The 25,545-nt window shown below is 54.8% G+C and carries 20 protein-coding genes and 1 pseudogene; 15 read left to right on the forward strand and 6 right to left on the reverse strand.

All coding sequences use genetic code 11. The features are described 5' to 3' along the window. From BLV81_RS24065 to BLV81_RS03225, 9 genes are all read left to right on the forward strand, one after another. Window positions 1–248 (forward strand): hypothetical protein (locus tag BLV81_RS24065; protein WP_218134250.1); only part of this gene is annotated, 248 nt, incomplete at its 5' end. A gap of 86 nt (window positions 249–334) precedes the next feature. Continuing rightward, window positions 335–487 (forward strand): hypothetical protein, encoded by a 153-nt coding sequence (locus tag BLV81_RS23855; protein ID WP_176992726.1) that lies wholly within the window; start codon window positions 335–337, stop codon window positions 485–487. Between the two features lie 85 nt (window positions 488–572). Further along, window positions 573–719, forward strand: coding sequence for a hypothetical protein (locus BLV81_RS23860; RefSeq protein WP_176992727.1), 147 nt, complete (start codon window positions 573–575; stop codon window positions 717–719). 112 nt (window positions 720–831) lie between these two features. After that, window positions 832–1,287, forward strand: a complete 456-nt coding sequence (locus tag BLV81_RS03200; RefSeq protein ID WP_092352377.1) for a CesT family type III secretion system chaperone — start codon at window positions 832–834, stop codon at window positions 1,285–1,287. Window positions 1,288–1,653: 366 nt separating this feature from the next. Beyond that, a complete protein-coding gene (locus BLV81_RS03205) occupies window positions 1,654–3,045 on the forward strand; it encodes a hypothetical protein (RefSeq protein WP_092352380.1) in 1,392 nt (463 codons plus the stop codon). A 246-nt stretch (window positions 3,046–3,291) separates the two neighbouring features. Further along, window positions 3,292–4,203, forward strand: coding sequence for a LysR family transcriptional regulator (locus tag BLV81_RS03210; RefSeq protein WP_092352382.1), 912 nt, complete (start codon window positions 3,292–3,294; stop codon window positions 4,201–4,203). Between the two features lie 211 nt (window positions 4,204–4,414). Beyond that, on the forward strand, window positions 4,415–5,728 hold the full coding sequence (locus tag BLV81_RS03215) for an MFS transporter (RefSeq protein WP_092352384.1): 1,314 nt from the start codon (window positions 4,415–4,417) through the stop codon (window positions 5,726–5,728). Window positions 5,729–5,830: 102 nt separating this feature from the next. Continuing rightward, window positions 5,831–6,817, forward strand: coding sequence for a M14 family metallopeptidase (locus tag BLV81_RS03220; protein WP_092352386.1), 987 nt, complete (start codon window positions 5,831–5,833; stop codon window positions 6,815–6,817). A 157-nt stretch (window positions 6,818–6,974) separates the two neighbouring features. Continuing rightward, window positions 6,975–8,114, forward strand: coding sequence for an ABC transporter substrate-binding protein (locus tag BLV81_RS03225; RefSeq protein ID WP_176992728.1), 1,140 nt, complete (start codon window positions 6,975–6,977; stop codon window positions 8,112–8,114). A 55-nt stretch (window positions 8,115–8,169) separates the two neighbouring features. Here the strand turns inward: BLV81_RS03225 and BLV81_RS03230 are convergent, their stop codons facing one another. Together BLV81_RS03230 and BLV81_RS03235 are read right to left on the reverse strand one after the other, a co-directional pair. Further along, window positions 8,170–8,604 (reverse strand): VirK family protein, encoded by a 435-nt coding sequence (locus BLV81_RS03230; protein WP_092352390.1) that lies wholly within the window; start codon window positions 8,602–8,604, stop codon window positions 8,170–8,172. A 106-nt stretch (window positions 8,605–8,710) separates the two neighbouring features. Next, on the reverse strand, window positions 8,711–9,628 hold the full coding sequence (locus BLV81_RS03235) for a substrate-binding domain-containing protein (RefSeq protein WP_143036261.1): 918 nt from the start codon (window positions 9,626–9,628) through the stop codon (window positions 8,711–8,713). A 344-nt stretch (window positions 9,629–9,972) separates the two neighbouring features. Between BLV81_RS03235 and BLV81_RS03240 the strand changes: the two genes are divergently transcribed. Then, window positions 9,973–10,830 carry a hypothetical protein gene (locus tag BLV81_RS03240; protein WP_143036262.1) on the forward strand — a complete coding sequence of 286 codons (858 nt, stop codon included), beginning with the start codon at window positions 9,973–9,975 and terminating at the stop codon, window positions 10,828–10,830. A gap of 198 nt (window positions 10,831–11,028) precedes the next feature. Here the strand turns inward: BLV81_RS03240 and BLV81_RS03245 are convergent, their stop codons facing one another. Beyond that, window positions 11,029–12,513 carry a hypothetical protein gene (locus BLV81_RS03245; protein ID WP_143036263.1) on the reverse strand — a complete coding sequence of 495 codons (1,485 nt, stop codon included), beginning with the start codon at window positions 12,511–12,513 and terminating at the stop codon, window positions 11,029–11,031. Window positions 12,514–13,269: 756 nt separating this feature from the next. Between BLV81_RS03245 and BLV81_RS03250 the strand changes: the two genes are divergently transcribed. The 3 genes from BLV81_RS03250 to BLV81_RS03265 all read left to right on the forward strand — a co-directional run bounded on the left by BLV81_RS03250 (window position 13,270) and on the right by BLV81_RS03265 (window position 19,420). Further along, a complete protein-coding gene (locus tag BLV81_RS03250; protein WP_143036264.1) occupies window positions 13,270–15,477 on the forward strand; it encodes a hypothetical protein in 2,208 nt (735 codons plus the stop codon). A 674-nt stretch (window positions 15,478–16,151) separates the two neighbouring features. Continuing rightward, window positions 16,152–17,489, forward strand: a complete 1,338-nt coding sequence (locus BLV81_RS03260) for a type III effector (RefSeq protein WP_255364911.1) — start codon at window positions 16,152–16,154, stop codon at window positions 17,487–17,489. A gap of 815 nt (window positions 17,490–18,304) precedes the next feature. After that, window positions 18,305–19,420 (forward strand): ABC transporter substrate-binding protein, encoded by a 1,116-nt coding sequence (locus BLV81_RS03265; RefSeq protein ID WP_092352404.1) that lies wholly within the window; start codon window positions 18,305–18,307, stop codon window positions 19,418–19,420. A gap of 380 nt (window positions 19,421–19,800) precedes the next feature. Here BLV81_RS03265 and BLV81_RS03270 read toward each other — a convergent pair whose 3' ends face one another. From BLV81_RS03270 to BLV81_RS03280, 3 genes are all read right to left on the reverse strand, one after another. Next, the gene (locus tag BLV81_RS03270; RefSeq protein ID WP_255364914.1) at window positions 19,801–20,037 is read right to left on the reverse strand and encodes a hypothetical protein; all 237 of its coding nucleotides are present in this window, start codon (window positions 20,035–20,037) and stop codon (window positions 19,801–19,803) included. 441 nt (window positions 20,038–20,478) lie between these two features. Next, window positions 20,479–21,093: a DUF4388 domain-containing protein gene (locus BLV81_RS03275; RefSeq protein ID WP_092352406.1), complete on the reverse strand. Its 615-nt coding sequence runs from the start codon at window positions 21,091–21,093 to the stop codon at window positions 20,479–20,481. Window positions 21,094–21,284: 191 nt separating this feature from the next. Next, complete coding sequence (locus tag BLV81_RS03280; RefSeq protein WP_255364915.1) at window positions 21,285–21,560, reverse strand: hypothetical protein; 276 nt, start codon at window positions 21,558–21,560, stop codon at window positions 21,285–21,287. A gap of 347 nt (window positions 21,561–21,907) precedes the next feature. Between BLV81_RS03280 and BLV81_RS03285 the strand changes: the two are divergent. After that, window positions 21,908–22,084, forward strand: a pseudogene (locus tag BLV81_RS03285) (IS21 family transposase); the annotation flags it as partial. Window positions 22,085–22,592: 508 nt separating this feature from the next. Beyond that, a complete protein-coding gene (locus tag BLV81_RS03290; RefSeq protein ID WP_255364916.1) occupies window positions 22,593–25,511 on the forward strand; it encodes a sensor histidine kinase in 2,919 nt (972 codons plus the stop codon). Window positions 25,512–25,545 lie beyond the last annotated feature (34 nt).

The raw sequence follows: 25,545 nt of genomic DNA on the forward strand, positions 1-25,545 counted from the left end.
ATCGTCGGCTAATCGTCGTAAATCAACCGGCCGGCGCCTTGCAAGGTGTCGACCAGTCTCTTTTTCAATCTATATCACTTTCATCAGGGAGAATCAAAATGGCAGGAGCAATTACCGGTCTGGATACAGGTGCACAAATCGCTGAAATCGAAGCGGCAGCGGCAGCAGAAAACGCCATCAACCTGGCTAACACCCTGGCCAAGGTGCACACGATGGGTCTGAAGGCAGCCAAAGATATCGTCGGCTAATCGTCGTAAATCAACCGGCCGGCGCCTTGCAAGGTGTCGACCAGTCGCCTTTTCAATCAGCATCACTTCCGGCAAGGAGCATCAAAGTGAAACACTCAGCACTTCCAGGTGTGCATGCAGGTGCACAAATCGCTGAAATTAAAGCAGCAGCCCGCGCAGAAAACGCTATCAACCTGGCTAACACTCTGGCCAAGGTCGACACAATGGGTCTGAAGGCCTCCAAAGATGTCGTCGGCTAATCTTCAGGTACTACCGGCCGGCACTCTTCGGCGTGTCGGCCAAGCTCTTTTTTAAAATACAACGCTTTAACCTGGGAGCGTCAAAATGTCTGCAATCCACGGTCTGAATACAGATAAGCAAATGGACATAATCGAAGCTGCTGCGGCGGCAGAGAACGCCATTGACCTGGCCAATACGTTGGCCAAAGTCCATACGATGGGTTTTAAGGCTGCCAAGGATATCGTTGGCTAACGCCCCCAATGCCGGCTTGCCGCTGATGTTCCGGATACCGGCCTGCCTCCTTTGACGATATGCCATTTCCTTTTTTAAGCCATCAATCTCCAATGCCTCTCCGTGTAAATTTATGAGCATAGACCGCCGTGACGAACTGATTCGCGAACTGTGTGCGATTCGGCAAATTGCCGACGTGGATGGTGCGGTGAATTCAGGCTTGCTCGAAATTGACAGTTTCGAAGTGGCAATTGATTATTTCGACGACGACCCGAAAGCCATCTATGTCAATTTCCAACTGGGCATAGTCACGGCCGGCCGTACACTGCGTATCTTCAGATTGCTGCTGGAAGCCAACCTTGCCGTCTATGCGCAAGACCAGGCGCAACTTGGGCTCGAGGTAGATACCGGCGGCATCGTGCTGATCAGCCGGATTGCCCTGGACGATGAAATCGATGGAAAATGGCTGGTCGACCTCATCGATCACTATCTTGAGCATGGCCGTTACTGGCGCGACAATATGTTCCAGGCGCGGGACGACATGTTCGAAAATATCGCCTCTGGAGAATACGTCTGGATTCGCGCCTGACGGTTCCACTTGATGACGAATCACGCGTCAAGCAACTCCCGCCACTCCCATCGCACTGATTACGCGTTGGTGTTCCTGATAGCCATTCACGTCCCCCTATCTGACGCGTCTCGATGCGGAATTTTCTCGCCATTTTTTGCGTGACGCAGGCGTTGCACGCGCTCTTTGGCTTGAACTCAAGGAGCGCTGCTTCGAGTGAGTCGATCATAGTGATATCGCGCACTTCCGTTACCGCCATCCTGGGAAATATTGTCATCCTGTTGTCATCTGTTTCGCTATTTTCCGGATAGTTTCGCTGTCCACTTTTCAACGGCCGGCATCTAGCCGCCAGAATGTAATGTCATCACATCATGGAGTAAAAATAAAATGGAAATCACCAGAAACGCCCCCGCAACATCCCTGCATATCGATACCGAAGCTGCTTCGGAACAGCAAGGCAATGGCGCTGCACGCCGCAGCGGCAGCAGATCGCCAACCCGGGAATCGCTGCCCGGACTTGAGTCGCTTGCCGGTAGCGGCAAGAAAGCAACGAGCAGCAATGTTTTCAGCAGCAAAGGAAGCAGCGCGCTAGCGGCTCTGACAGTTGAACAGGCTCCCCGCAAGAGCGGCGGCCATAAGGGCGAAGCTAGCAATGCCGCTCTTGCAGCGCATCTGAAGAACTCATTCACCCACGCATCGCAGCTCGACGCCAAGATGGATGAAATGGTGGTCAAGGGTAAATTTACAGTCAAAGAAGCAGATACAGTCAAAGTGAAAGATACACTTGACCTGGTGAAATACGTTAAAGGCCAGGTCCAGACATGGTTGAAAAAACCGGGGACCGAAGCTGCGCTCCATACCCAGGCGACCCAGTCTTTCACCCATAAAATCGGCAAAGAAGATTTATTCCCTGGATGCATCCTGGTGCGTAAAGAAAGCATTCCGGAGTCGAAGGCGCATGCGTTTTCCCTGGGATTGCAAATGGTGCCCAATCTGAATGGCATCGAAGACAACCAAGGCGACGACAATTGTTTTCACGTCATGATGTGGGCGCACGATCAGAAAAACCCAGTCAAGACAGAGCTGGATGGAAAAGGCGAAGCGGAACAACTGGAAGCGCGCGGCGGACTCGGCACCTCGAACACCATGCGGGTGCAGGCGTCCTCGATACAGGATGGCCAATACTGGGTCTACAAGCCTACCGACAAGAATGTCGGCGATTGGGCGGCTCAGGCGGGTCAAATGTGGCAGGACGTCCCCTACAGCAAAACCATCCTGGGTACTTCGATGAAACCGGGCGACAAATTTACAAAATTTACCGAGGCGGCCCAAAAGGATATCTTGCAGGTGGCGTCGGATCCCTTCACTCATACTCCGCCGCAGGCGCAAGCGTCGGATGGCAGCCATTTCTTATCCATGACCCCGAAAGAACGTACTCCGGGGGAGATCTGCTCCAGCGTTGCCGTACGCTTGTATCAAGCGGCGCACGCCCAGATTGCGCTGGCCAAGCAGGTTGAAAAAAATCAGGAATTGCCGACGGACGACGAAGCAGAGGCGATGCTGGAAAAAATCGTTTCCGAATTTACGGGATTGATGGCGAACAACGCAGAAGGTGTTTCCCCCAAGAGCGTCGAGCATTTCTGCAAAGTCGGAAAGACGGCGGAAGGCGAACCGCAATTCAATTTCCTTGGCGTATTGACGGTGGATGCAAAGGACGTCTTATATCCTGAGGCCAGGTACGACTCTAACAACAACAGAATTCCTCCAGCGTCGCACTAATCATTGCAAGCATCGCGATCCGATCTGGCAGCCGACCGGTTTTACCGGCGACGTTGTCAGACCGGATCGTCAGTCCAATGCCTGGATTTTATCCTGCCATATATTTTTCTCCCCGATTAAAACCTGCGTGCGTGTACTCTCTACGGTGATATCTGCTCATGTATCATTTCGATGCAGCACCGGATTCAACTTGCCCAATGCCCGGGTGGATCGTTATCCGACCATTTGATTAATAAGAGGATAAAAATGCAACTAGCATGGCTGGAGGATTTTGTCGAATTGGCTCGGACACGCAATTTTTCGCGGGCGGCGGAAAATCGTTTTGTCACGTCCCCAGCCTTCGGCCGCCGCATTCGCGCACTGGAAGAATGGGTCGGCGCGCCGCTGGCGGAACGCAAACAACCGGTTTCCCTGACGCCGGCGGGCATGCTGTTTCTAGACGCGGCGACCCATTCGCTGGATGTCTTGCATGCAGCTCGCGCCCAGTTGCAAAACACCGCGCCGCACGCGGAGGAGACCCTGAGAATTGCGACAGGCCGGACGCTGGCGAAAACCTTTTTCCCGGACTGGTGTGAATCCATCAACCGGCGTTTCGGTCCTTTCCTGGTGTCTCTCAGCACCGGCGGCGCACAGGAAGGGATCATGCGCTTGTCGTCCGGCGACGTCGATTTGCTATTGAGCTACGGCAGTCCGTCTACCCGGCTGTTGATCGATCCGCATCTCTACGAATCCATCTTGCTGGATCACGAAGTGTTGCTGCCCGTCAGTGCGCCAGATGCAAAAGGACGTCCTCAATTTCGCATTTCTCCAACCGGCGATACGCCGATTCCCTGGCTGGCTTATTCTCCATCGCTGACCCTGCGCAGCGTGCTATCCCAGCACTTGGCGGGCCTGCCGCACAAACTACCGCTGCGCATGGTCTGTCAGGCCGATTCTTACGAAGCGATTCTGGAAATGGCCAAGCGCGGCGCCGGCTTGACCTGGTTGCCGCAAAGGCTGATACAGGATGAATTGAAGCAGGGCCACCTGACGGTCGCCGGCGGCGCCAGCATGCGCGTCAATTTCGATATCTCACTGTACCGCTCGCGCCGCAGCAGCAATGCGCGGGTGGATGCGATCTGGCAGGGTCTGTCAGCGGCTGCAAAAAACAATGAATAAATGACATTATCTTCATGACGCGTCGCAGCGCGCAGCGCACCAGTTACGTGCGCCACGGCACCAAATAAGCTCTTTTGCAGCGGTGCGCAGCACCAGTTGCGTGCGCCGCAAATCGGCTACGCCGAATAAGCAGCGATCGCTGCCGAAATAGCAATGAGCGCAAAAAACATCGCCCTACACTTCTCGCTCATTACAATCCCGGAGATATCTCATGTCAGCACAGTTTCATTCAACCGACATAGGCGCAATGCCGGTCGCGAGGCGCAATCCCTGGAAAGAAATTTGCGCAGCCAGCATCGGCAACGCGCTGGAATTTTACGATTTGCTGATCTACGGATATTTCGCGATTGTGATAGGCAAATTGTTTTTTCCCGCCGCGGACGAGACCACGTCTTTGCTGCTCAGCGTCGGCACATTCGGCATTTCCTTCGTCATGCGCCCGCTCGGCGCCGTCATCCTGGGTTCGTATGCCGACCGGGCCGGGCGCAAGGCATCGCTGACGCTGTCGATTCTTTTCATGATGGCAGGCACGGCGATGATTGCCTTCGCACCGACCTATTCCCAGATCGGCATCCTGTCGCCGTTGATCGTCATCGCTGCCCGTATGTTGCAGGGTTTTTCAACCGGCGGCGAATTCGGTGCGGCTACCGCTTTCATGGTTGAGCATGCGGACGCCAAGCGGCGCGGCTTCTTCGCCAGCTGGCAATTATCGACACAAGGCTTGGCCACGGTGCTTGCAGCCGGCGTCAGCGCGCTTCTCAGTTACGCATTGACGGAGAGTCAGTTGGAGGATTGGGGCTGGCGGGTCGCCTTTTGCGTCGGCTTGCTGATAGGACCGGTTGGCCTGTATATCCGCAGCCAGATCGACGAAACGCCGGAGTTCAAGAAGCTTGCCGCCGTCAAGCCGGAGAAATCGCCGTTGAGAGTAGTACTGGTCAACGATCGTTTGAATCTGTTGCTGGGGATCGGCGTGGTTGCCGGGGCGACTGCGTTCAACTACGTCCACAAAGTATACATGCCGACTTACGCGTTGAAGCAATTGCATATTCCAGCGACGTCTTCATTTCTCGGCGCAATGGTGACAGGTTTCATCCTGATGGTGACGGCGCCGATGTTCGGCACACTGTCAGATCGCTACGGACGATTCCGGGTACTGTCAATTGCGATGATGATGATCGGCGCCACTTCGTACCCGCTGTTCCTGATGTTGACCACCTGGCCGACGGTGACGACCCTGATCATGGTGCAGGCGGTAGTCGGCCTGCTGCTCGCCGCATGCCTGGGACCTATACCGGCAATGCTGTCGGACATTTTTCCGACCAGCACCCGCGGCACCGGATTAGCGCTCAGCTACAATTTTTCAGTGACCATATTCGGCGGCTTTTCGCCTCTGATCGTTACCTGGATGATTGCTTTCAGCAACAACAAGATGGCGCCCAGTTTTTATGTCATGACAACCGGGTTGATCAGCATTGTCGCGGTGCTCGCACTGGGCCGCCGGATGGCGCGCCGCAAGTCATTTTAAGATCCCGGTTTCTGTCATTGCTCTTTTATCACTACGCATTCACATTATTTCTGCCGGATCGCCGTGAGCATCCGGCTTTTTTTTCAAGCAGGAGTGGAATCTATGAATACCTTGGAACAAATTCGCGCCAAGTTGCAAGTCTATCCAATGGAGGTGACGTTTCCCGACATCCGCAGATGGCAGAGCGGAAATACCGGCGTGGATTACGTGCATGCATTTGACAGCGGCGTCGCCGGTCCGCACGTGATGATCATGGCCCTAACCCACGGCAACGAAGTCAGCGGTGCGATCGCGGTCGACCAACTTCTGCGCGCCGGATTGCGCCCGCTTAAAGGCCGCGTCACACTCGGTTTTGCGAATGTCGAGGCCTATCATCGTTTCGATAGCAAGATTCCGGACGCAAGCCGTTTTGTCGATGAAGACTTGAATCGCGTCTGGTCGGCATCCCGCTTGGACAGCGGCGGCGACTCCTTGGAATTGCGCCGCGCGCGGGAATTGCGTCCAATCATCGATAGTGTCGATTTTTTGCTGGATCTGCATTCGATGCACGAAGAAGCACCGCCATTATTGTTAAGCGGTCCAATGCAAAAAGGTATCCGCTTTGCTGAGGAAACCGGCATACCGGAACATGTGATCGTCGATGTCGGCCATCCGAACGGAAAACGGATGCGCGACTATGGCGGCTTTGGCGACGCAGCCAGCCCCAAGAATGCGTTGCTGATCGAGACCGGACAGCATTTTTCACTCCGCAGCCGGGACGTTGCACTAGATGCCGCGGCGCGCTTCCTGATCAAGACCGGAGTCGTCGCGGCCACCAAGCTGGACGATTTTTTGACGCCAGGAAAAATCTTGAACCAGCACTTCTTCCAGGTAACTCAGCCGATCGTCGCGGACACGACAGATTTTGAATTTACGCAAGACTTCCGCGGGCTGGAGTTGATCGAGCACGCCGGCACCGTCATCGCGCGCGACGGCGAACGGGAAATTTCCACGCCTTACGACGACTGCGTCATCATCATGCCGTCGCTGCGCCATCTGGCCCCTGGCGTAACGGTGATGCGCCTGGCCAAGGTGCTTGACGACAGATAGCCAGCGACGGCGGCGTTGGGAGCACGGAGAAAATTCTGGCAGATCGGCGGCGGGTTAAAAAATACGAAAAGAAACAGGCGATTATTTCCATTGTTTTGCAAGATTGGAAATCCATTCACATATTCAATGGTAAGAACTCAAAATGCGACGTAGACAGATGATTATCAGATTGGCCGCATCCGCGGCAGCGGCGCATTTATTTTTTTCGGCACATGCCGCCGAGCCGGCCGATATCGTTCTTGGTCAATCCGCTCCGTTAAGCGGGAGCTTCAGTGAAATGGGCGAAGCCTATCGAGACGGCGCACAAATCTACTTTGAAAAAATCAACAAGGAAGGCGGCGTAAATGGCCGGCGCATTCGTTTAATCACTCTGGATGATGGCTATGACATTACACGCGCTCAAGTCAACACCAGAGAATTGATCGAGCAGCACCAGGCGCTGGCGTTGTTCGGCCACATGTTCACCAATACAGTCTTCGCTTCGCTGCCGATAGCCACTGCTGCCGGCGTACCTTATGTAGCACCGTACGCTGGCAATGAGTCGCTATATGCACGGCCTGCAAATCACATCCTGTTCATGACGCGAGCCAGCTATTCCAATGAACTGGACGCTCTGTTGCGCCATGTACAGGCAATGGGATTATCGCGGGTGGCGCTGGCGCGCTACGATAGCCCCGGCGGCCTCGCCTTGCAAAAAGACCTGGAAGAAAAATTGAAAGCAATCAAGCTGGCGCCGGTCGGCGTTGCGACGATGCAGCTCAATTCACAGCAACCGGGCGACGCGGTACTCAAGATAGTAAACATGCATCCGCAAGCGATCATACTCGGCGTCTCCGGCGATGACGCCGTAGCCTTCGTGCAGCAATTCAATCAGGCTGCCAACAAGTTGCCGGTTCAATTTCTGGCGCGCAGTCTTATCGGCGGACATCAACTGGCTGTAAAGCTGGGTAAAGAAGGCAGAGGCATCGTGATATCACAAGTGGCGCCCTCGCCGTTCAATGGCGCGACCCATATCTCCCGTGAATATCAGGCTGCGTTGAAATCTGCGAATGCAGCTGGACGTAATTTGATGGCGAGCTATATCGGTTTTGACGGCTACATCGCAGCGAAAGTATTGGTGGAAGGACTAAGGCGCGCTGGCCCGAATCCCAGCAGGCCGGCTCTGACCAAGGCACTGGAAACGATGCATCACTGGGATGCTGGCGATTTCATCGTGAATTACGATGAAAGCGACCACACAGGTTCGAAATTCGTCACGGTTACGGTGATCGGCGCGGGCGGTCATTTCATCGAATGACCCGGAAAGTGCTGAAACGCCGGCCATGTTTCTGCACTTCCCCCTGGATTGCGATTCAATTCATGAAGAACGCGATGCCCTGGTTTACCGCACACGCATAGCTGATTTGCTCAGCCTTGCGGGTATACGACGGCAGCGAAAATACATCCATCGTAAACGTCACGGCTTGATCCGGCTTGACCTGATAGCGCAGGAACTGCCAGATAGGCTGGCCGTTGCGGTCAACCGTGGCGTGGCCATCGGCGAAACTGAGCGTGCCGTCCGCAAGAATCCGGTATGCGTCAATCTTGAGGCCGCCGCGGACTGTCCCGGGAGATGAGGCGCCGGCGCCAGGAATACATTTGGCAAGATCCAGCACCACCGAGATCGGCGCACCTCGGCCGAGAGCATTTTCCACGTCGGCGACACTTGATAATTGAACTGCCGGATTGGCATGGACGGAAAGCGCAAACGCCATGCCTGAAATTGCGATAAATAGACTGCGATGCATGCAAGCCTCCTCTTCTGCAAGTTATAAAAACGGATGAATCCTAGGGCCTGTTTTTTAGGCCCGTTTTCCAGGCCTGATTCCTAGACCTGTCAACAAGGTGCTGCCTTTATTGCCCGGCCTTTATGCGTCGCACGTTGCTGATATAGCTTGATGCGGCCAGCGGCACGAATCCGGAAAAGCGCGCGTAGCGGTCGCCGTTCTCGAACAGATAGCTGGCGAACGCCGTAACTTCAGGCTTGGCTAATGCCGACTGGGCGATGTACACGTACAGCAGCCGGGTCAACGGCTCATAGGCTCCCGACAGCACCGAGCTTGCATCCGGTATGACGGCCCCTTTTCCGAAATTGACTGGCACCGGACGGACATTTCCCTTGTGCTCGACCAAGGCGCCAAGAGAGACGAAGCCGATGGCGTTGATATCTTCCGATACCGCATCGATAATCTTGTCATGGTCGCTGAATATCGTGGAGTCGCCACGCAAGAAGCCGCGCATGGCATTCACGCGCTCCGTGAAGAACATGGTCGTCCCTGACTTGGTATCGGGCGATACGATTTTCAGCGGCGCATCGTTGTAGGCGATTCTCACCTGATTCCAGCGTGTTATTTTGCCGAAAGACTCGGGATGAAAAATCGATTTCAACTCTGCCATTGTCAAGTCGTTGCTCCAATTGTTCGATTTGTTGACGATCACCGCGACAGCGTCATAAGCGATGGGCAGCTCGATATAGGAAATTTTTTTATCCGCGCACGCTTTGGTTTGCTCGGCCTGTATCTTGTTCGACGCCGGCACGATATCAGCCGCGCCTCTGCAAAGGTCCTTGAATCCGACACTGGTTCCCTTGAATTCGGCCTTGATATCACTTTTACTGCCGCGCTGATATTGCGCAATGGCAGTGGTGATCAGATTTTCTTCCGTATCGGAACCGGAAATACGCACCTCGGCATGCGCCAGTGTCGACATCAGTCCAAAAACAAAAAACAGCGTAGCGCTGGCCAAGCGGAGATACTTGCTGCAAATTTTCATCTTGCCTGCTTTCGTATTATTGATATTTTTCACAAACCCATTTTCTTTTGTCGCATACGCCTGCCCCGCACCAGCCTTGCCTCGGGAGACGAGAAAACATGGGTTCGTGAGCCGCCAGCGCGATGCATAAATAAGTCAGTATGCCGTGGCGGATGTGGAAAGCTATCGGGAAAGGTAGGTTTTTGGGTAGGGGTTTTCCTACGATCTCCGCACCTGTTTGCGGCTGCACCAATCAGGTTCGTGCGCGGCGACAATTATTCGCTTTCCCACGTGCCTGTGGCCGTTCGCGCTGAATAACATGGCTGTTCGAACATTCCAACGTAGCGAAGACCAAGGAGACGCCAATGGGCGCTTGCATTTCCAGAATTTCAGCAGCGCATCAGATGGGCGATGACAGAATTTCGTCGCACGAACAAGTCGAGCGACGGGCGACGACGACCCGCGGCACGATTCGGCAAGCCAGTGTGCCGAACGGACTTCCCCCGGGCAGGAGCCTCGCTGAGCGGACTAAAGCTGCCGCAACCATCCAGGCGCACTGGCGTGGAGGGCAGCAGCGAGACCTCAATGCGAGCGAGGCACAGGGCCACGCGCCTTATCGGAACGAGACGCACTATAAAATGGCCACCAATGGCTATTCGGGTGAGGCGCTGCATGCGGATGGTCCGCATGGCCCGCGCGGCAACAACGGATGGCTGGCCTACGCCTGGGCACATACAGCTCCGCGAAATTCATTGGCGCTGCTTCACAGCTTCCAGAGAAAGGATAAGCTGGCTGAGGCGAAGCAGACCCTCTACAACGGTGTGGAACCGGACGGTGTGATCTATGCCCCGAACGGGACTCACGACATGCGCGTCAACTCGGCATGGATACTGGGATTGGCCCATAACGAGACGCCTGCCGTGATGACGGCCGAACTGGACGATGTGACCGTCGTGCGCAGCCGCGCCCGCAACCATGCGCCTGTAGAGGAGCAGACGACGGACTCGAATCTTTCGGCTCTGGCTCGGGAGGTCGTCGGAATGACGCAGAGCGGGCATTTCCGCGTCGGCGAGCCTCTGCACGAAATGCAAGTGCTCGTTCCCAATCCCAGCGCAGCCAAGGCCACGTTGAACGATTTCAAGACACCTTTCGGTATGCCGCAAGACGAATTGAAGAAAAAGCTTGACGATGCAGGCCTAAACACCAGCGGCCTGAGCGGCTGAAGGGAAGGCCATGTATCGACTTCCATGAAACAGGCGGCTCAGAGGAAGAGAACGGACCGCTGGGGGCGCTCATCGTCCCCGTTGGCGGCGTCCGGTTTGTCACCGAACTGGTCAAGCCGGCGCGCTAACAGCGGAGACCCTATCTCAAGCCTGCCCAGCCAGCGCACCCGATGCACTCATAATTTTGACCAGCATGGACTACGCTGCCGGTCCCCGATTATCCTCCGGTATGTCGATCACGTGATACTCCGCTCCTGCTGCCGTAGGCGGATTGGATTGATGAATCATGTTGCCAACCCTGTTCGCTGCCTCACCAGCTTTATCAATCGCGGTATCAGCCAGAACATCGGTCATTGTCCATGCCGCGAATACCGGTGCGCTGGTGATCGTTCCGACCGTTTCCTGGATGGCAGAGATGCCGGCTGGATCCATTCCCGCCTTTTTCGCTGCGATTCCGGCCACGGCTTTTGCTGCCGACACCCCGGCAAAACCGCCGGCCAGCACACCGTTCGTCAAGATACGCTTGGCAGTCAATAGTTCGCGCGCGCCGCTGAGCGTGTCGGTCGCGATATCCACTGGCAATCTGGCGGCGCGCTTCAATCCATTGATGCCGGCATCGGTCCATGTGGTATTTTCCAGTCTGTCGAAAAGCTCTTCCCAGTCGGGACGGCCGAGCAGATATTCAGGGCCGACACGGTGATTCCGCTCATTGAACGCATTCATGGCGGCATATGCAGCCGCGCCGGCGACGGGACCTCCAGCAGCCGCGATCCAGGAGTCAACCTCAGTTGCCACAGCCGCGCCGGCTTTCTTGGCAACCGCTGGAACGACAGCATTTCGCAGGATGTTGCGTCCGGTATAGGTCTGAAACGAGATCGAAATTTCGAGAGCTTGCTTCATCAGATCGCCTGTTGCCCCTTTTGCTTCAGCCATCACCGGCTCCAGCTGTTCCGTGTCCGCTTTCATCCATTGGGTATTGCCGGTCGATTTCTCCAGGATTTTTGCGCCCACGGTATCTGCTGCGCCAGAAAACACACCGGCAATTGCGCCGCCTTGCGCCGGGGTCTTTGCGGCTGCAGTCAATACCTGCTTGGCGTCCAGCAATCTTGATGCAATCCCGAACGGGACTGATCTCACGTAACCAACGACAACTAGCGCAATGCGATCCATGTTGGTTCCCTTGGACAGGATCTGATGGATAGTTTCAGGCGTTTTGCCCTTTTCATCGAGTCTGTTTGCTCTCTCGTTGATCAGCAATGCAAAGGCTTCATGGTTGCGTTCATTAATATGCGGCGCAAATATTTCTTGCAGCAGCAGTGAGATCGCATCCCTGTTCGAAATCTGGATTACCACCTCTCCCAGCCGAATGTTTTCAGCATCCAAAGGTGCAGTTGGTTCCGCCTCGCCTGCAAGCATGTCTCTCATTTCGATTTCGATATGGGACGCCCCGGCCATTGCCGAGCTTTCCGCGGTGGAAGAAAGAGGTGTCTTCGCAGTTGAGGACGAACCAAAAAAATGTTTTCCGGAGAAAATGGTGGATAGCTTTTTGCGGCTAGCGGCAGTTTTCGGAATCAGCGGCTGCGGAGAACCTTCCGCAATTGGAGAGCCCGCGATTCGGGAATGCGCCAACTGCTCGTCGGAAGTTATTTTTTTTCCCTTGCCTGAGAGGACCTCGATATTCAATTCACCGCTGTGACGCGGTGTCAACGAACCAGCGGTGGCCCGCCCGCTCCCGCTCCTGCTTGAGGATGCTGAAAATCGCCTGCCGCTGTCCGTGCGTCCCTCAAATCCAATACTGGAAGATACTGATATTCTGGTGCTGTCCACTCTTCCTTCATGGCCTATGCTGGAGGACACCGAATGCCGGTTACTACCGGCATTCGGCTCTGCAAGCCGGGTTAGATCGCCTGAGCTCGCCATCGGGCTGCGCGATCTCGACCTTCGGCTGGAACCGCTTGTACTCGTTTCAACATTCTGGGTAGTCTCGGTGCCTTCGGACGCAAGCGTGGGCTGGGACAGGCTTTGTATATGCATTTTTGATGCTCCATAAAAGACCGTCGAGGGTCTGGGTCATGATTTCCCGTCAAATAGTCTCGTCTCTCAATCGATATTCACCATCCGACATTCAATCGCTCGATATTTCTTATTGGAAATTTTTATTGCGTTCTCATGCTGAGACATGTGACCAGCCACCCTCTTCAAGATGCGAAGCAAAGTGGCTCTGCACGAATAGATGCTTAAGATGCCATTAGTGCTTAACAAAGCATCGGAAGCGGGGCAATTTTGAGTGATTGTCAATAATCTTCGGAACAGGCGCGTCCATTTCGCGGCGGTAAATTCCGTTGGACACTTGTTCCGGAATAATCCGCCGAAGCGCCGTGCGGGCTGCCTGGAACTCGTCTCCATAAAACGCCCAAACACCTTTTCGAGAAAAATGCAATGCAGAGCGGAAAAATCAGTGGTCATCACGTCCCCATATCGTCGGAACCGGCTATCGCTACACGGGAAGAGACCGGCACCAATGTCGGCGAGCGCTCAGGCGCACGAGACCGGGAACGCGCAGGGTCGTCGGCGGCGGCACTGGGAGAGTTAGCACGCCTGCCGGCGCGCCAGGCGCAGACGCGGCCGGCATCCTCAGGACGATCGAGGCGCACCGCGTCGCTTCCGCAGGCTCCGGCGGGTAATGCATTGACCGTCGAGGACCACGAAAAAGCGGTGAAGACTGCGCTGAAATATGGCGACACCTGGCAGGCGCTGGTGAATGGATCTATGACGCATATGCTGCAGCGATTGAAGCTCGCTGAAGCGGGTATCAAGTCCGCCGGGGCCGGCCTGGAAGGACTGAAGGGACTGAAAGGGAAAATCGCTGATGACCAATACGAAGAAATAAAAGGCGTCTTTCACGTGCGTCGCGCTCAGTCGGCCGAGTACGGCGTCAATACAAGCTCGGATCAGGTTGCTCAGTGGTCTTGGCAAGGAGCGCAACGCGCCCAAGGGTCTTCATCTCACGGTGGAGAGGAACTGATCGAAACGCAGGAAGAGCTGACCGCCATGGAGCGGGCGCTCAACGAGTTGCAGGGCTTTCGCGAGGTGGTTATGAAGCATGGCGGCATCCTGCACGAATTCGTTCGTCAGTGTGAACAGTCCAAGCCACATGAGAATATGTTGAAGCAACTGTCTGCAGTCAAATCTGGCGGGGCCGCGGCCAAGAAGGCGCTGCTGGCAATCGCCGGTCACGCGGTTACGGTCAACGTCGATCGCCTGGTCATGCTTTGCCTGCGCTCCGGCGGCGCGCAGTATTTCCATCTCATGCAGCGCGTGGTGGAACTCCTGGACGCCATATCCAATCGGCGCAGCGATACCGAGCAGGCGATAAGAACCCTTGAACGAGGTGACGAACTCAATCCAGGGCAGCGGAGCGAGTACCAGGCACTCGCCGCCGCATATGCCGACCAGCTTAACGCGGTAGGAGAGCTTTTTTGCCTGGACGCCGCCAGCATGCTGGAAATGAATGACGACTCCGGGATCTGGCAATATTCGCTGGAAATGGCCCATGCCATTTCCGCGTATCAAGCGTGCTTGCGCGAGGTATGCGAGCCGCACCGCGGTGACACTCCTGCCACAGCATTGCCGCAAGCTCCGTCCGAAAGTTCGGCGAGTTTGGCGGCGAATATGCCAGCATGGCCGACTGCGGCGAGTGCTCCCGCCCGATCGAACAAGGCGGCATCCGGCAAGGCCAGGAAGTCGCACGGACGCGGCAAGCAACTGCTGAAGCAAGCCGCTGCCCGTCCGCCAGCCGTCGCGGCATCGGTGTCTCATGCCCAAGCCAATACTGCCGTATCGGCGCCGCCTGCTGAAATTCCTGCGGAGTCTCCGGCATTGGAGCCGCGCGATGGTCTCCAAGGGATGATCGAGCGGACCTTGCGAAGGTGTCCGATCGACCTTGATGTTGCGATGAGCTTGGGTGGCGATGTCGTCGCCATTGCCCAATCGATAAAGAAGAACACGGGAGGCATTGACGCGCTGAACGGTCCGAGGGACGATCCAATGGATGCAGCTGACTTGGTCCGTTCGTCAGCGCAAAACTGGTTTGGCGACATCGCCCGTCTGCGCGCAACGAGCGACGAGGCACGCAAGTCTCCGGCTGTCGATAAGGCCACCGTCGAATTGCTCGGGAGCCGCTTGCAGGCGCTGGAATTGATCCATCAGGGCATGGACACTCGGGAAGGGGATGCGCTCAAGCGCCACAAATTTCCCAAGGGAAAACACGTGAGCCGCTTGCTGCAATTGGGCGAGATTGAAAGCGTACGCCCCCCGCTTCAATTGCCGTCGGATAAAGATACGCTCTACGAAATACGCATCCAGCCCAAACCGTTGTCTAGCAGCGAACGGGCGGCGCCAGTGTTCCTGCACTTGCATAGCGACAAATACGTCAGTGGCAAGGAGATATTGAAGCTGCCGCTCCGTGCGTTCACGGCAGCGCATCTGAAGACGGATGAACAAAAGAACCTGGGGCAGAAACACGTAGCAATGTGGCGCGCATTGCATAGATACGACAAAAATACCCATAAAGACGACGAAAAGATCCATCGCGGTTATGTCACTTCGGCGTTGCTTGACCAGCTGCGGAGCTGGGTTCATGCCTAGAAGCCGGCGAAGCCCGGTACAGCGGCAAACATGCGCGGAACCAGGATAAACCTGCCGCCGCCGGGTAATGTGGTCAGCACGGTGCACACTTGCGTCCGGGACTGCCACTTGCTCAAGAGATTGGCATTGATGCCGTGGGCCATCGCCACTGCAGCAACCGGGGCGCCTGGCTGCACAAATCCAGGACCAGGCAATATCTTCGATTCGCCCTTCCGATTTATCCTGCTCTCCCGTCACGGCATCAGCACGACGGCCTTCACCAACGAACGAAGTAAAAGCGTGGCCTGGGTGGGCGTCATCAATAGCGCGGACTCTGCATTCGACCGCTGCGACGATCTTTGAACCGATCTGAGACGTTCACTTCGCCAAACGAAACCTCGGTTCGCATTGCCGCGCGACGCTAGGGGGCGTCGACATAGGCTGTCCTTACTCCATCAGGAGATGAACCGAGAACCAGGCTTCCCGGTTTCCCGGTTTCCAGGCGGAACACGATGCGCACCAGGGAGTTCAACCTGACATGTATCCGATATTCCGTGAAAAATGTCTTGGCGCCATGTAACACCGCAACGTAAGCAGGATGTTCAGCAGCAGGCTGATGATATCTTTTCTGATCCAATACCAACGAGGAGACAAGAATGCATAAAAAAGTAACAGACTCAGTCCGATCATATTCAATGCCCCACATATCTCAGGAGGAAGCCACCTCCAGTCGAGAACAGACGCCCCAGTCTAGCCGGCAGAAGTCTCGGCAGAGCACCGATTTCCTGCGCAGCAACCTGCCGCCGGCTCCTCGCCTCAAGGAACGAAGCGATGAAGGCGAAACCAGCCGGCTCTTCGGAGGCAGGTCGTCGGCTCCTGTCTCGGCTCGGTTCGATTCGGCACGCCTCAGTAGCGTGCTAGGCCGCTCGCCCCTCGATCAGCATCAGTCGAGGTCAGAGATCGGCACCCCGGAATCTTCCCACGCCAGCACCAGCAGCACAACCGACCTGGAGTCTGGCGTCGTCGGACATCCCGCAGTCGAACATCAGACGGGGGCAGCCCCAGCTGCGGCCGCGGACGGCTCGGATCTTTCCGCGTCCGAAAAACTCAATGCCGGACTCTCGTCGGTCATGCAGCAATTCCTCGTCAGCGGCGCGAGTTGGGGTATTTCCCGCAAGCTGTTCGAGGAATTCGTTCCGGCAATCGGACAACTGATCGGCGGCAAGACCAGTGCCACCGCAGGTGCCGCCTACGGGCAGATTGCCGGTGCGGCGCTGGGCAACCTGCTTGGTGGCGTCGCACTGGGCGCCACACACTACATGACCGAGCATGGCGTGAAAAAGATCAGGCTCGCCATCGGCAAAGGCAGCGAATATGCGCCCAAGGTCTCCGGCGAAGCGATGAAACAAGCCATTTTCATCGCCACGTTCACTACCTTCATGGCTTGCAAAAGCATGGCAAGATCATCCCTTCCCAAGCAAAAAAACGGAGAAGAGGACGCCGCGCTTGCCTATGCATTGGACATCGCATTTTCAGCGTTCGGCGGCGCCGCCGCAGAGGGCATCACGCAGTCGCTAGCCAAGGGCTTCGGCAAGATCTCGGCGAATTGGTCATGGGACGAGCTCAAATCACGGGTGATCGGAGGAACTGCAGCCGGAGCGGCGAGCGCCATGGGAGACATCAGCACAGACATCACCAAGGCAAGGAGCGATCTTCCCGGCAGCTCGCTCGCCGCAGCCGGCCTGGGCGGCGCGATGAACAGCGTCATGGCGCTGGGATCCTGGTTCCTGGTCCGAAAAGTGATGAACGATCATTACGCGGCCCGAACCTCGCACAGCACTGTGGCATCTGGCGCCACCCAGCCGGAGCCGGGTCGGAACGCAGAAGCAGAGGCGGCGCCGATCAATCCACATGCAGTTTCGCCGGAAGAAATAATGCAATTGGAACAATTCATCAACAGCAGCGCTCCTCTCACGACTGTCAGCGAATCGATGGTGGCCGTCCAGATGGCGGAACAGCTCGCCCGGGAATAATGTGAGCGTCAGCGCAACCTTTCGATTACCCATATCTTTCGGACGCGTGATTGAATCCTGGGGAAGCGCTTATATGGACGGCCCTTGGAATGCAATGCATTAACATGAATGTCGACGGAGGATTGTAGTCTTACATACGGCTTGTTTGCACAGACGTTTTATCCTGCTTGCCCGAGGGTGTTATACGTTTGTGTAAACGGTCAGCCATTAACCGCCCCAAGTCAAAGGTGTGCCGGCGGCATCAATCGCAGTCGTCAGGATGGGATAAGCGGACCCCTGCCGCCATCACCTCTCCGTCTGCGTGCAAGCCGCAGCATTTGTTGTTTATGATCTCGCGCCTGGTCCAGTTCCGCACTGAGGTCGTGGGCATGGCCCTAGGTATATTCTTTCGCCGCATTCCAGACGTAGTCGTTTATCGTGCTTTGCCCAAACTGCTATCGCCGAACAGAATGATTTTTTATTCGATTGAGTAGGCCTCCTTTAGGGGGCTCGTTGAACGCAACTAACACTGGAGATGACTCGTAAGGAAATATTGATATTTCAGTAGGAAAAATGGAATTCACCGTAGGAAATACCTCAATACAGCCGTGAAGATTTGACCGTTACAAGCTTCGCCCGGAACCGCAGTAAACGATATGAATTGACCCCGCCATCATTCACAAATCATGGAGAATTTTTTTGTATGTATTCAAGAAAATTCGCTTGAAATTTAATTCGTGTTTGGTTTTCATGTGAAATAAGAGCCAGAAAGAAAATTGTTGCAAGAATGCTTCTGAATAGGTATGTTGCGCTAAAAAAACTATCAGGAGACAACCATGCTGCGCATTTCCCCTTTGCTATTGGGCCTCATTTTGAGCACCTTTAGCGCATTTTCCGCTGCCGAGAACAAGATCGTCATCGGCCAGTCGGTAGAACTATCCGGGCAGGCAACGGGCAAGGAAAACATGCTCGGTGCCCAGCTGTATTTCAACTGGCTCAATGCCCAAGGCGGTATTCTTGGGCAACAGATCGAATTTATCAGTTACGACGACCAGCGCGATCCACTCAAAACCAAAGAAAACACGCTGAAGCTGATCAACGAACACCACGCGCTGGCGTTGTTCGGCTATCGCAGCACACCGACGGTGGAGGCAATATTACCGCTGCTGGAGAAAAACAAGATTCCCCTTGTCGCCCCTTTTTCGGGTGCGCAATCACTATACAGGCCGACGCATCCCTATGTTTTCAACCTGCGCGCGAGCTATCAGGAGGAAGCGGCAAAAATGGTGGAGTCGCTGGCCACCCTGCAGATAAAAAAAGTCGCCATCCTGCATCAGGACGACACCTTCGGCAAGGACGGTTTGGCCGGATTTGAAAAAAACCTTACCGCGAAGCAGCTCAAACCGGTCATCATCGCCGAATACAAACGCAAGGATTTGAATGTCGACGCGGCGGTCGCCAGTATCGCCGCCGTTAATCCACAAGCGGTGCTGATGGCTTGCACGCCGAATGCCTGTGCCGATTTCATCAAAAAAATGCGCGCATCCGGTCATGCGCCGCAATTCCTGATGCTCTCGAACGTCAATTCGGAAGAGTTCTTTACCTCCCTTGGAAAGGATGGGCGCGGTATCGGCGTCATGCAAGTTACGCCATCGCCGAATAATGTCGGAGTAACAGTCGTACGCGAGTTCCAGCGGGCGCTGAAGACGGCGAGTCATCCGCCACTCGCCACCGATGCGGTGGAGGAAGGATTTATCGCCGCCAAACTGCTGGCCGAAGGTCTGCGCCGCGCCGGCGCCAATCCCAATGCACAAAAATTGGTGGCTGCATTGGAGGCCATGCACGATGTCGATCTAGGGGGTGTGTTCGTCAACTATAGCGCCAGAAACCACGACGGTTCGCATTTCGTTGAGCTGAGCATTGTCGGCCAAAATGGCAAATTGATCAGGTAGTCGATGTGGTCACTCCGGCTGGGATGCACGACAGTCAGGCTCCTCGCCGTTTGCTGCACGGCGCTGAAACATGGGGTATACGACGATTCGGCCTACCGTAGTCCGCCCGCACTCTCCCGTTGCACCTGCTAACGGTGCAATACCGGGGGATGAGAGGGGAAATAGCGCCTTGTTTCATCGAATTTATGATTTGCCGAGCGTTTTATCTGCACTTGTTTCAATTTGGTGGCTTATGCAGAGATTCCTTAACAATTTATTGTCTCAGGACTACATTTCCACATAGCAACAAGTGACAATATTTGACATTCCAATATTGCAAATAAACAAGACAGGCCGATATCGTCAAAAAAATGTCCACTGAAAATGACGATCGGCGTCAGTCAGTACTGACGCCGATTCATGAATGCGATTAGCGGTGCGTGCGAGATGGGTAACGATCTGGGCGCAAAACCACCGAGACAACGCAAGCAGTGCAGGCATTGCGACGGCCAGCGCACCTTCAGCACTTTGCCAAACGCGCCACGCCAGCCCAGATACTGGCACACCAATGGCCAGGATGTCAGCGCGCGCAACGCCGTCACCTGCATCGCAGGGTAATTGGTCAATAGCAATTTCATCGCTTATCCATCAGTGAAAACATGGCGACTGCGCTTGGCATGGCGTGGACGCTGCGCAAATAATACGATTGAGCTATCAAAAGAACTCCTGCTATTTTTTTGCTCCCAGCAGCGTACTGATCAGGCAGGCAATCGCGGTGAAGACGTCCTTAAAACGCCATATCGACCATGGCGGCGTAGCTCCCGCGCCCCTCCCGAGACTGCGACGTTCAATTGAACCTCCTGATCGTTAAGAAGCGCCAGGGAAACGCGCAGGACATCTTTTTAGGGAGTTCCACAGCCCCTTGTCCGCGCATGCCGAAGCAACACAAAGAGCGTTTCGGCGATCCGAAATCTTGGAGCGCCCACCTCGTGACTGCCGACGCACATGGTTTAAGCTTAAGGCGCTGTGCGGCAACCGCAAATCGAAGAATCCTACTAGCTGCACCTAATTGTTCACGACTAGCTTGTGTTTCTGTGCGGTTCACTTGGAATAATCACAGCCATCTCTATCAATCGATAAAAATAGAAACGTATTTTTTCCACGTCTTCGTTCAGTAGCTCAGCCAACTCTGAGGCGCTGGCGCCAACCACTAGCTGCTGAACAGTGCGATCCAAAAATCGCTGCAACACATAATTATCCATCGCATAGTCATTCCGATTTAAGCTAAAGCAGGTGTCGGCACGCGGCAGCAATTTTTTCATGCCGCGATGGTGAAAAACAGAAAGCAGCGGCTTTTGAAATGGCTTTTCTTCGGGGTAGGAAATATGGCTTGTGTTACCCAGATCCTTTAGATCCAGATGAAAATCTCTGCGTAGTGGCATGGCATCCACCGGCAGATAGCGAAACGTCCCGGTAAAGGAGAGGATCAGCCTGGCCACCACAGCTTTGGCCTGCTCAAGATCACTGGTATTGTCCGCATTTATTTGTAACGCGGTTAATACCTGTTCTGAAACGTGCAAGTAATATCGATTGCCATCACCGATATCGATGTGAATCACGCCAGAACGGTACTCTCCCACGCTAGTAAGTACAGCATGCAACGAAAAATCCGACAGTCGACCCCAGATTGCCATCCACACTCCGAAAATAGAAAAACATACAGACGCAACAGGCCCGGAGATAAATTTTGCTTTGAATCTTTGTCACATGCCAACGATTGAATCCACAGGGGAAACATCAATTTTTTCCGAGATTGATATCTGTGGCCGAGCCGGATTCGGGTATCGGGCATGTGGCGGGTTTTGCCAGAGGAACACCGTCCAGTTCATGCATTCCCATCCTCGCAAAGAGCACTCGAATTCAATCCCCCCTTCAGTTCAGCAATTGATAAATTACTGATTTCATGAAGAGTGATCAAAAGGGATGCGCCGACTGCAGTTCGGCTATGGCGAATTTTGCTGATCACCGGCGGCGTCACTTTTAGACAGAGTGAGAGCGCAGCATCGTTTTTCAGTCCTAGTTGGATCATGATGACATCCAGCAATCTGTTCGCACTCTTAACGTATTCACCGACGTCCTCTGTATTTTTAATGGACTGCATTTAGTTTTCAAAAAGAAAATGAATCATGTAAAACTCATAGGCGCGCCCGCATTTCTTTTCAGGAAACCTATCGCGTGTTTTTAGCCGCGGTCGGCAGACATTTCTTCCCGCAACTCTCCAAATGCATCAAGCAATATTAAAATTTCTCAATGGAAATAATAATCAATCTCAGAAATTTGGCATATAAGGAAATCACCATCTTCTTGTAAGCACAATGGGAGTTATCGTCGGAAACTCCTTATTTATCGATCTTGACCGGCAAACAGTTTCAATGCTGCCGATTCAATCTATGCATAGGTCATCGTGAATAGGAAGATCAATGCGATCAAGCCAAGGAAAGCGAGATCGGCATTCCTTGCCACAGCATCTACGACAACATGAAGACTGCCGTGGACAACGTTCATAAAGGTAAAGAACGCAGCGTGAATGCCCGCTTCGCAGCCATGTGCGGCCATTACCTTTTTGAAACGGATTTCTGTGATGTCGCTTCCGGCTGGGAAAAGGGCATTGTCGAAAAAAACGTTCCGGCGGCGACCGAGTCATGGCCCAGGTCATGATGGCCGAAAGCCAACTCTCGAAATGGTCCAGAAAATCCAGGCAGATCAGTAAATTCCATCCTGGCGCCGCCAGAAGACCGAATATGTGGATGCGTATCTGACCTTCCGCCACGGCCCCGAGTTACTACTTGCAAATTGATGGTGTCCGTATATGAACCCCTCGGGCTGGGCCAACGGAGCGGGAGGAAGTGATACGCTTGTGGCGTGAACTCTTGCTGCTGGACCAGGCGGGGTAAAGATGATGGAGAAGAATTTGCTTTTGCCCCCCTGAATGGCATGGAGTTTGCTTGCCGTGGTTCACCACCCCTTCCCGAAAAAATCAAACGAACGTCAACAAGATGCCATACAGCAACAATGTTTCTTAAGAATGCCAGAACAATCTGAAGTAATAAAGGCACTGCGTTGTTGGCTGAGAGCATTCGTATTTCTGTGCCAAATCTCTCTCCCGATGCTCGGAATTTGCCAGCAACTGCCATTGCACTACTACACCCAAGAGGATGGACTACGCAATCTGGGGGTTACCACTCTCGCGCGGCAAGCAAACGGCTATATCTGGGTCGGCACGGAAAACGGCTTGTTCCGCTATGACGGTGCGCACTTTCAGCGATTTGACATAAGCGACGAGACTGGCGCCCTGTATATCGCCGCGCTGCATGTCGATGCAAGCGACCGCTTGTGGATCGGGACATTGAAAGGCTTGTATCAGTTGCAGGGCCAACGGCTCGCGCCCATGCAGTTTAAAAATGCGGAGCTTGCCTTTCATTGGGGCCAGGTTTTTGCCCAGCTTGGCCCCGACCGTCTGCTGGCGTTAAGCCACGACAACATATGGCAGATCACGTCTGCGGACGGCGGGGTGAGCTGGCAGGCGCAACAGTTTTTCAGCGCGAAGCAGTTGTTGCAGCATCCGGAGATGCAAGCTCTTCACAGTGTCCATGTCGGGCCGAAGGGGGATTTGTGGATGGGATGCGACCATTCGCTATGCCATTACGACCAGGGCAAGCTAGTCGTCCTCGGCAAAAAGGACGGCCTGCCGGCCAAGCAATGGGGCGCCTTGCTGCACGACCGCCAAGGGACATTGTGGCTACGCGGCGAAAAACAGGTATTTGCATTAGCCCCCGACACCCGGCTGTTTCTGAATCGCTCGCCACCGCAGAACGAACAAAAGAAACAGGAACGCGTTCCTCTTCTCGCCGAAGACCACAACGGCATGATTTTGAGCCAGCAAGATAGCGGCCTGATCCGCTGGGATGGCCGGAACTGGCAATCCTTCGCCGAAGGCAATGGACTGACCGTGAGCGACGGCATCAGCGCCATCCTGGATGGGGGGAACAACGGCCTCTGGCTAGGATCAGCGGGACGCGGCCTGATTCATTGGCTTGGCTACCCCGACTGGGAAAACTGGACCTCGCGGCAAGGATTGCCTCACAACATTGTATGGTCTTTTTTGCGCGACCAGGCAGGCCGGCTTCATGTCGGCACTCGCTCCGGATCGGCCGTACTGCAGAAAACAGGCGGCTTCTCCACTTTGCAAGGCCGTTACGGCGGCAGCTCGCACGAGTGGATCAGCATGATCGAAGATGGCAAAGGGCGCGCCTGGGCCACCACGCTTTCAGGAACCCTGGTGCGTCGAGAGCCTGGCGCTACGCAAGACACGGTGATTGCCAAGCTGCCCGTGAGTAACGGCATGTTCTTCGACAGATCCGGACAGCTCTGGCTGAACACTCAGCGCGGACTATATGTCATCAGGCATCCCGATGTAAGCAGCTCGCCGCTGCAGGTGAAGGAAATATCGTCGGTGACAGGAGCCGGAGACGTCAATGTTTTCCACGGCTGCCAAAGCGCTTCCGGCGTGCTGTGGTTCGTTTCCGACAAAGGCCTGCTGCGCTTCGATGGCAAGGAATGGAGCAATCCCCGCTTTGCCGGAAACCGCTCTCCTCGGGGAGAGCTGAATACCGTTGCCTGTTCGAGTAAGGGCAATTTATGGCTGGCTAGCCTGGACGCAGGACTTTGGCGTGCTACGGAACAGGATGGCACCTTGGATATCCGTGACATTACCCCCCCGCAGCTGCAAAGGCAAAGCGTTCTGGCGCTGCTTGAAGATAGCCGCGGCTGGCTGTGGGTCTCCAGCGACGCCGGAATCGCTGTATGGAATCGCAATCAATGGCGGTTTTTTAATCAGCAAAGCGGCATGGTCTGGAACGACAGCAATACCGACGCCCTGTATGAAGATGACGATGCTTCGATATGGGTAGGAACCAGCAATGGCGCATCACATATTCTGCGACCGGAATCCCTGTTTTTACCGTTTTCCCTGAACGTATTGGTGGAAAGCATCACCGGCGACGGCCGGCAACTGCCCTCGGACAAGCCCGTTCGCCTACCATGGACATCCGGAGCGCTGAACTTCAGATTCGCAGCGCTTTCGTTTCAGAATCATGAGGCAATCGAATTTCATTATCGAATGAAAGGTCTGGAGCAGGAATGGTCGCAGACCGCCACGCCTGAAGCACGCTACTCCGCTTTGCCGCCCGGCAGTTATCGTCTTCAGGTTACGGCAGAGAACGTTGCCATGCAGACGTCTTCGCCGGCAGTGGAAATTGAAATCGTGATTCTTGCGCCTTGGTGGCAGACCACCTTTTTCTATTATGTCTGCGGCATACTTTTGCTGCTGGTGCCATTCCTGTTGCAGCGCAATCGTATCCGCCGATTGCTCGCTCGGCAGCGCTTGAAGGAACGATTGGCGCGTGAGCGCGCTTATGAACTCGAACAGTCGCGAGAAGAGGAACGCAAGCATCTGACGCGCGAAATTCACGATGAACTCGGCCAATACCTGTCGGCAATGCGCATGGGAGTTTCGGTGATCGGTATCGAGTTCGGGGAGAAAAATCCGGCATTGCAAGGAAAAGTCCAACGGCAAGTATCGCTGGTCGACAGCACCATTAAGATAGTACGTAACATTGTTTCTGCGTTGCGTCCGGCTGCACTGGATATGGGGATGGTGCCAGCGCTGGAATGGCTGGCGAATGAATTTTCGGAAAACACCGGTATTCCATGCATTTTGCACGTCGATGAAAAAACAATCGTCTTGGACGAGAAACGGGCGACGACTTTTTTTCGCATTGTGCAGGAATCCCTGACCAATATCGCTCGTCATGCACAAGCCAGCCAGGTGGAAATCCGGTTGAACAGAAAAGATGCGCAATATTTGCTCGAAGTGCGCGACAACGGCAGAGGCTTTGATACTCTCCTGCGCAAGAAAAATTCGTTCGGTCTGACCGGCATCCGGGAGCGCGCTTTTATGCTCGACGGCAGTGTCGATATCCTTAGCGTAGCGGGTGCCGGCACCACCATCCGGGTTCAGATTCCGGTCGAAGATGGCGGGAAGGCCAAATGAACGGAGTTCGTCGCCAGAAATAGTTCTTCCGAGG

It is taken from the genome of Collimonas sp. OK242, assembly GCF_900107095.1.
Classification (GTDB): Bacteria; Pseudomonadota; Gammaproteobacteria; order Burkholderiales; family Burkholderiaceae_D; genus Collimonas.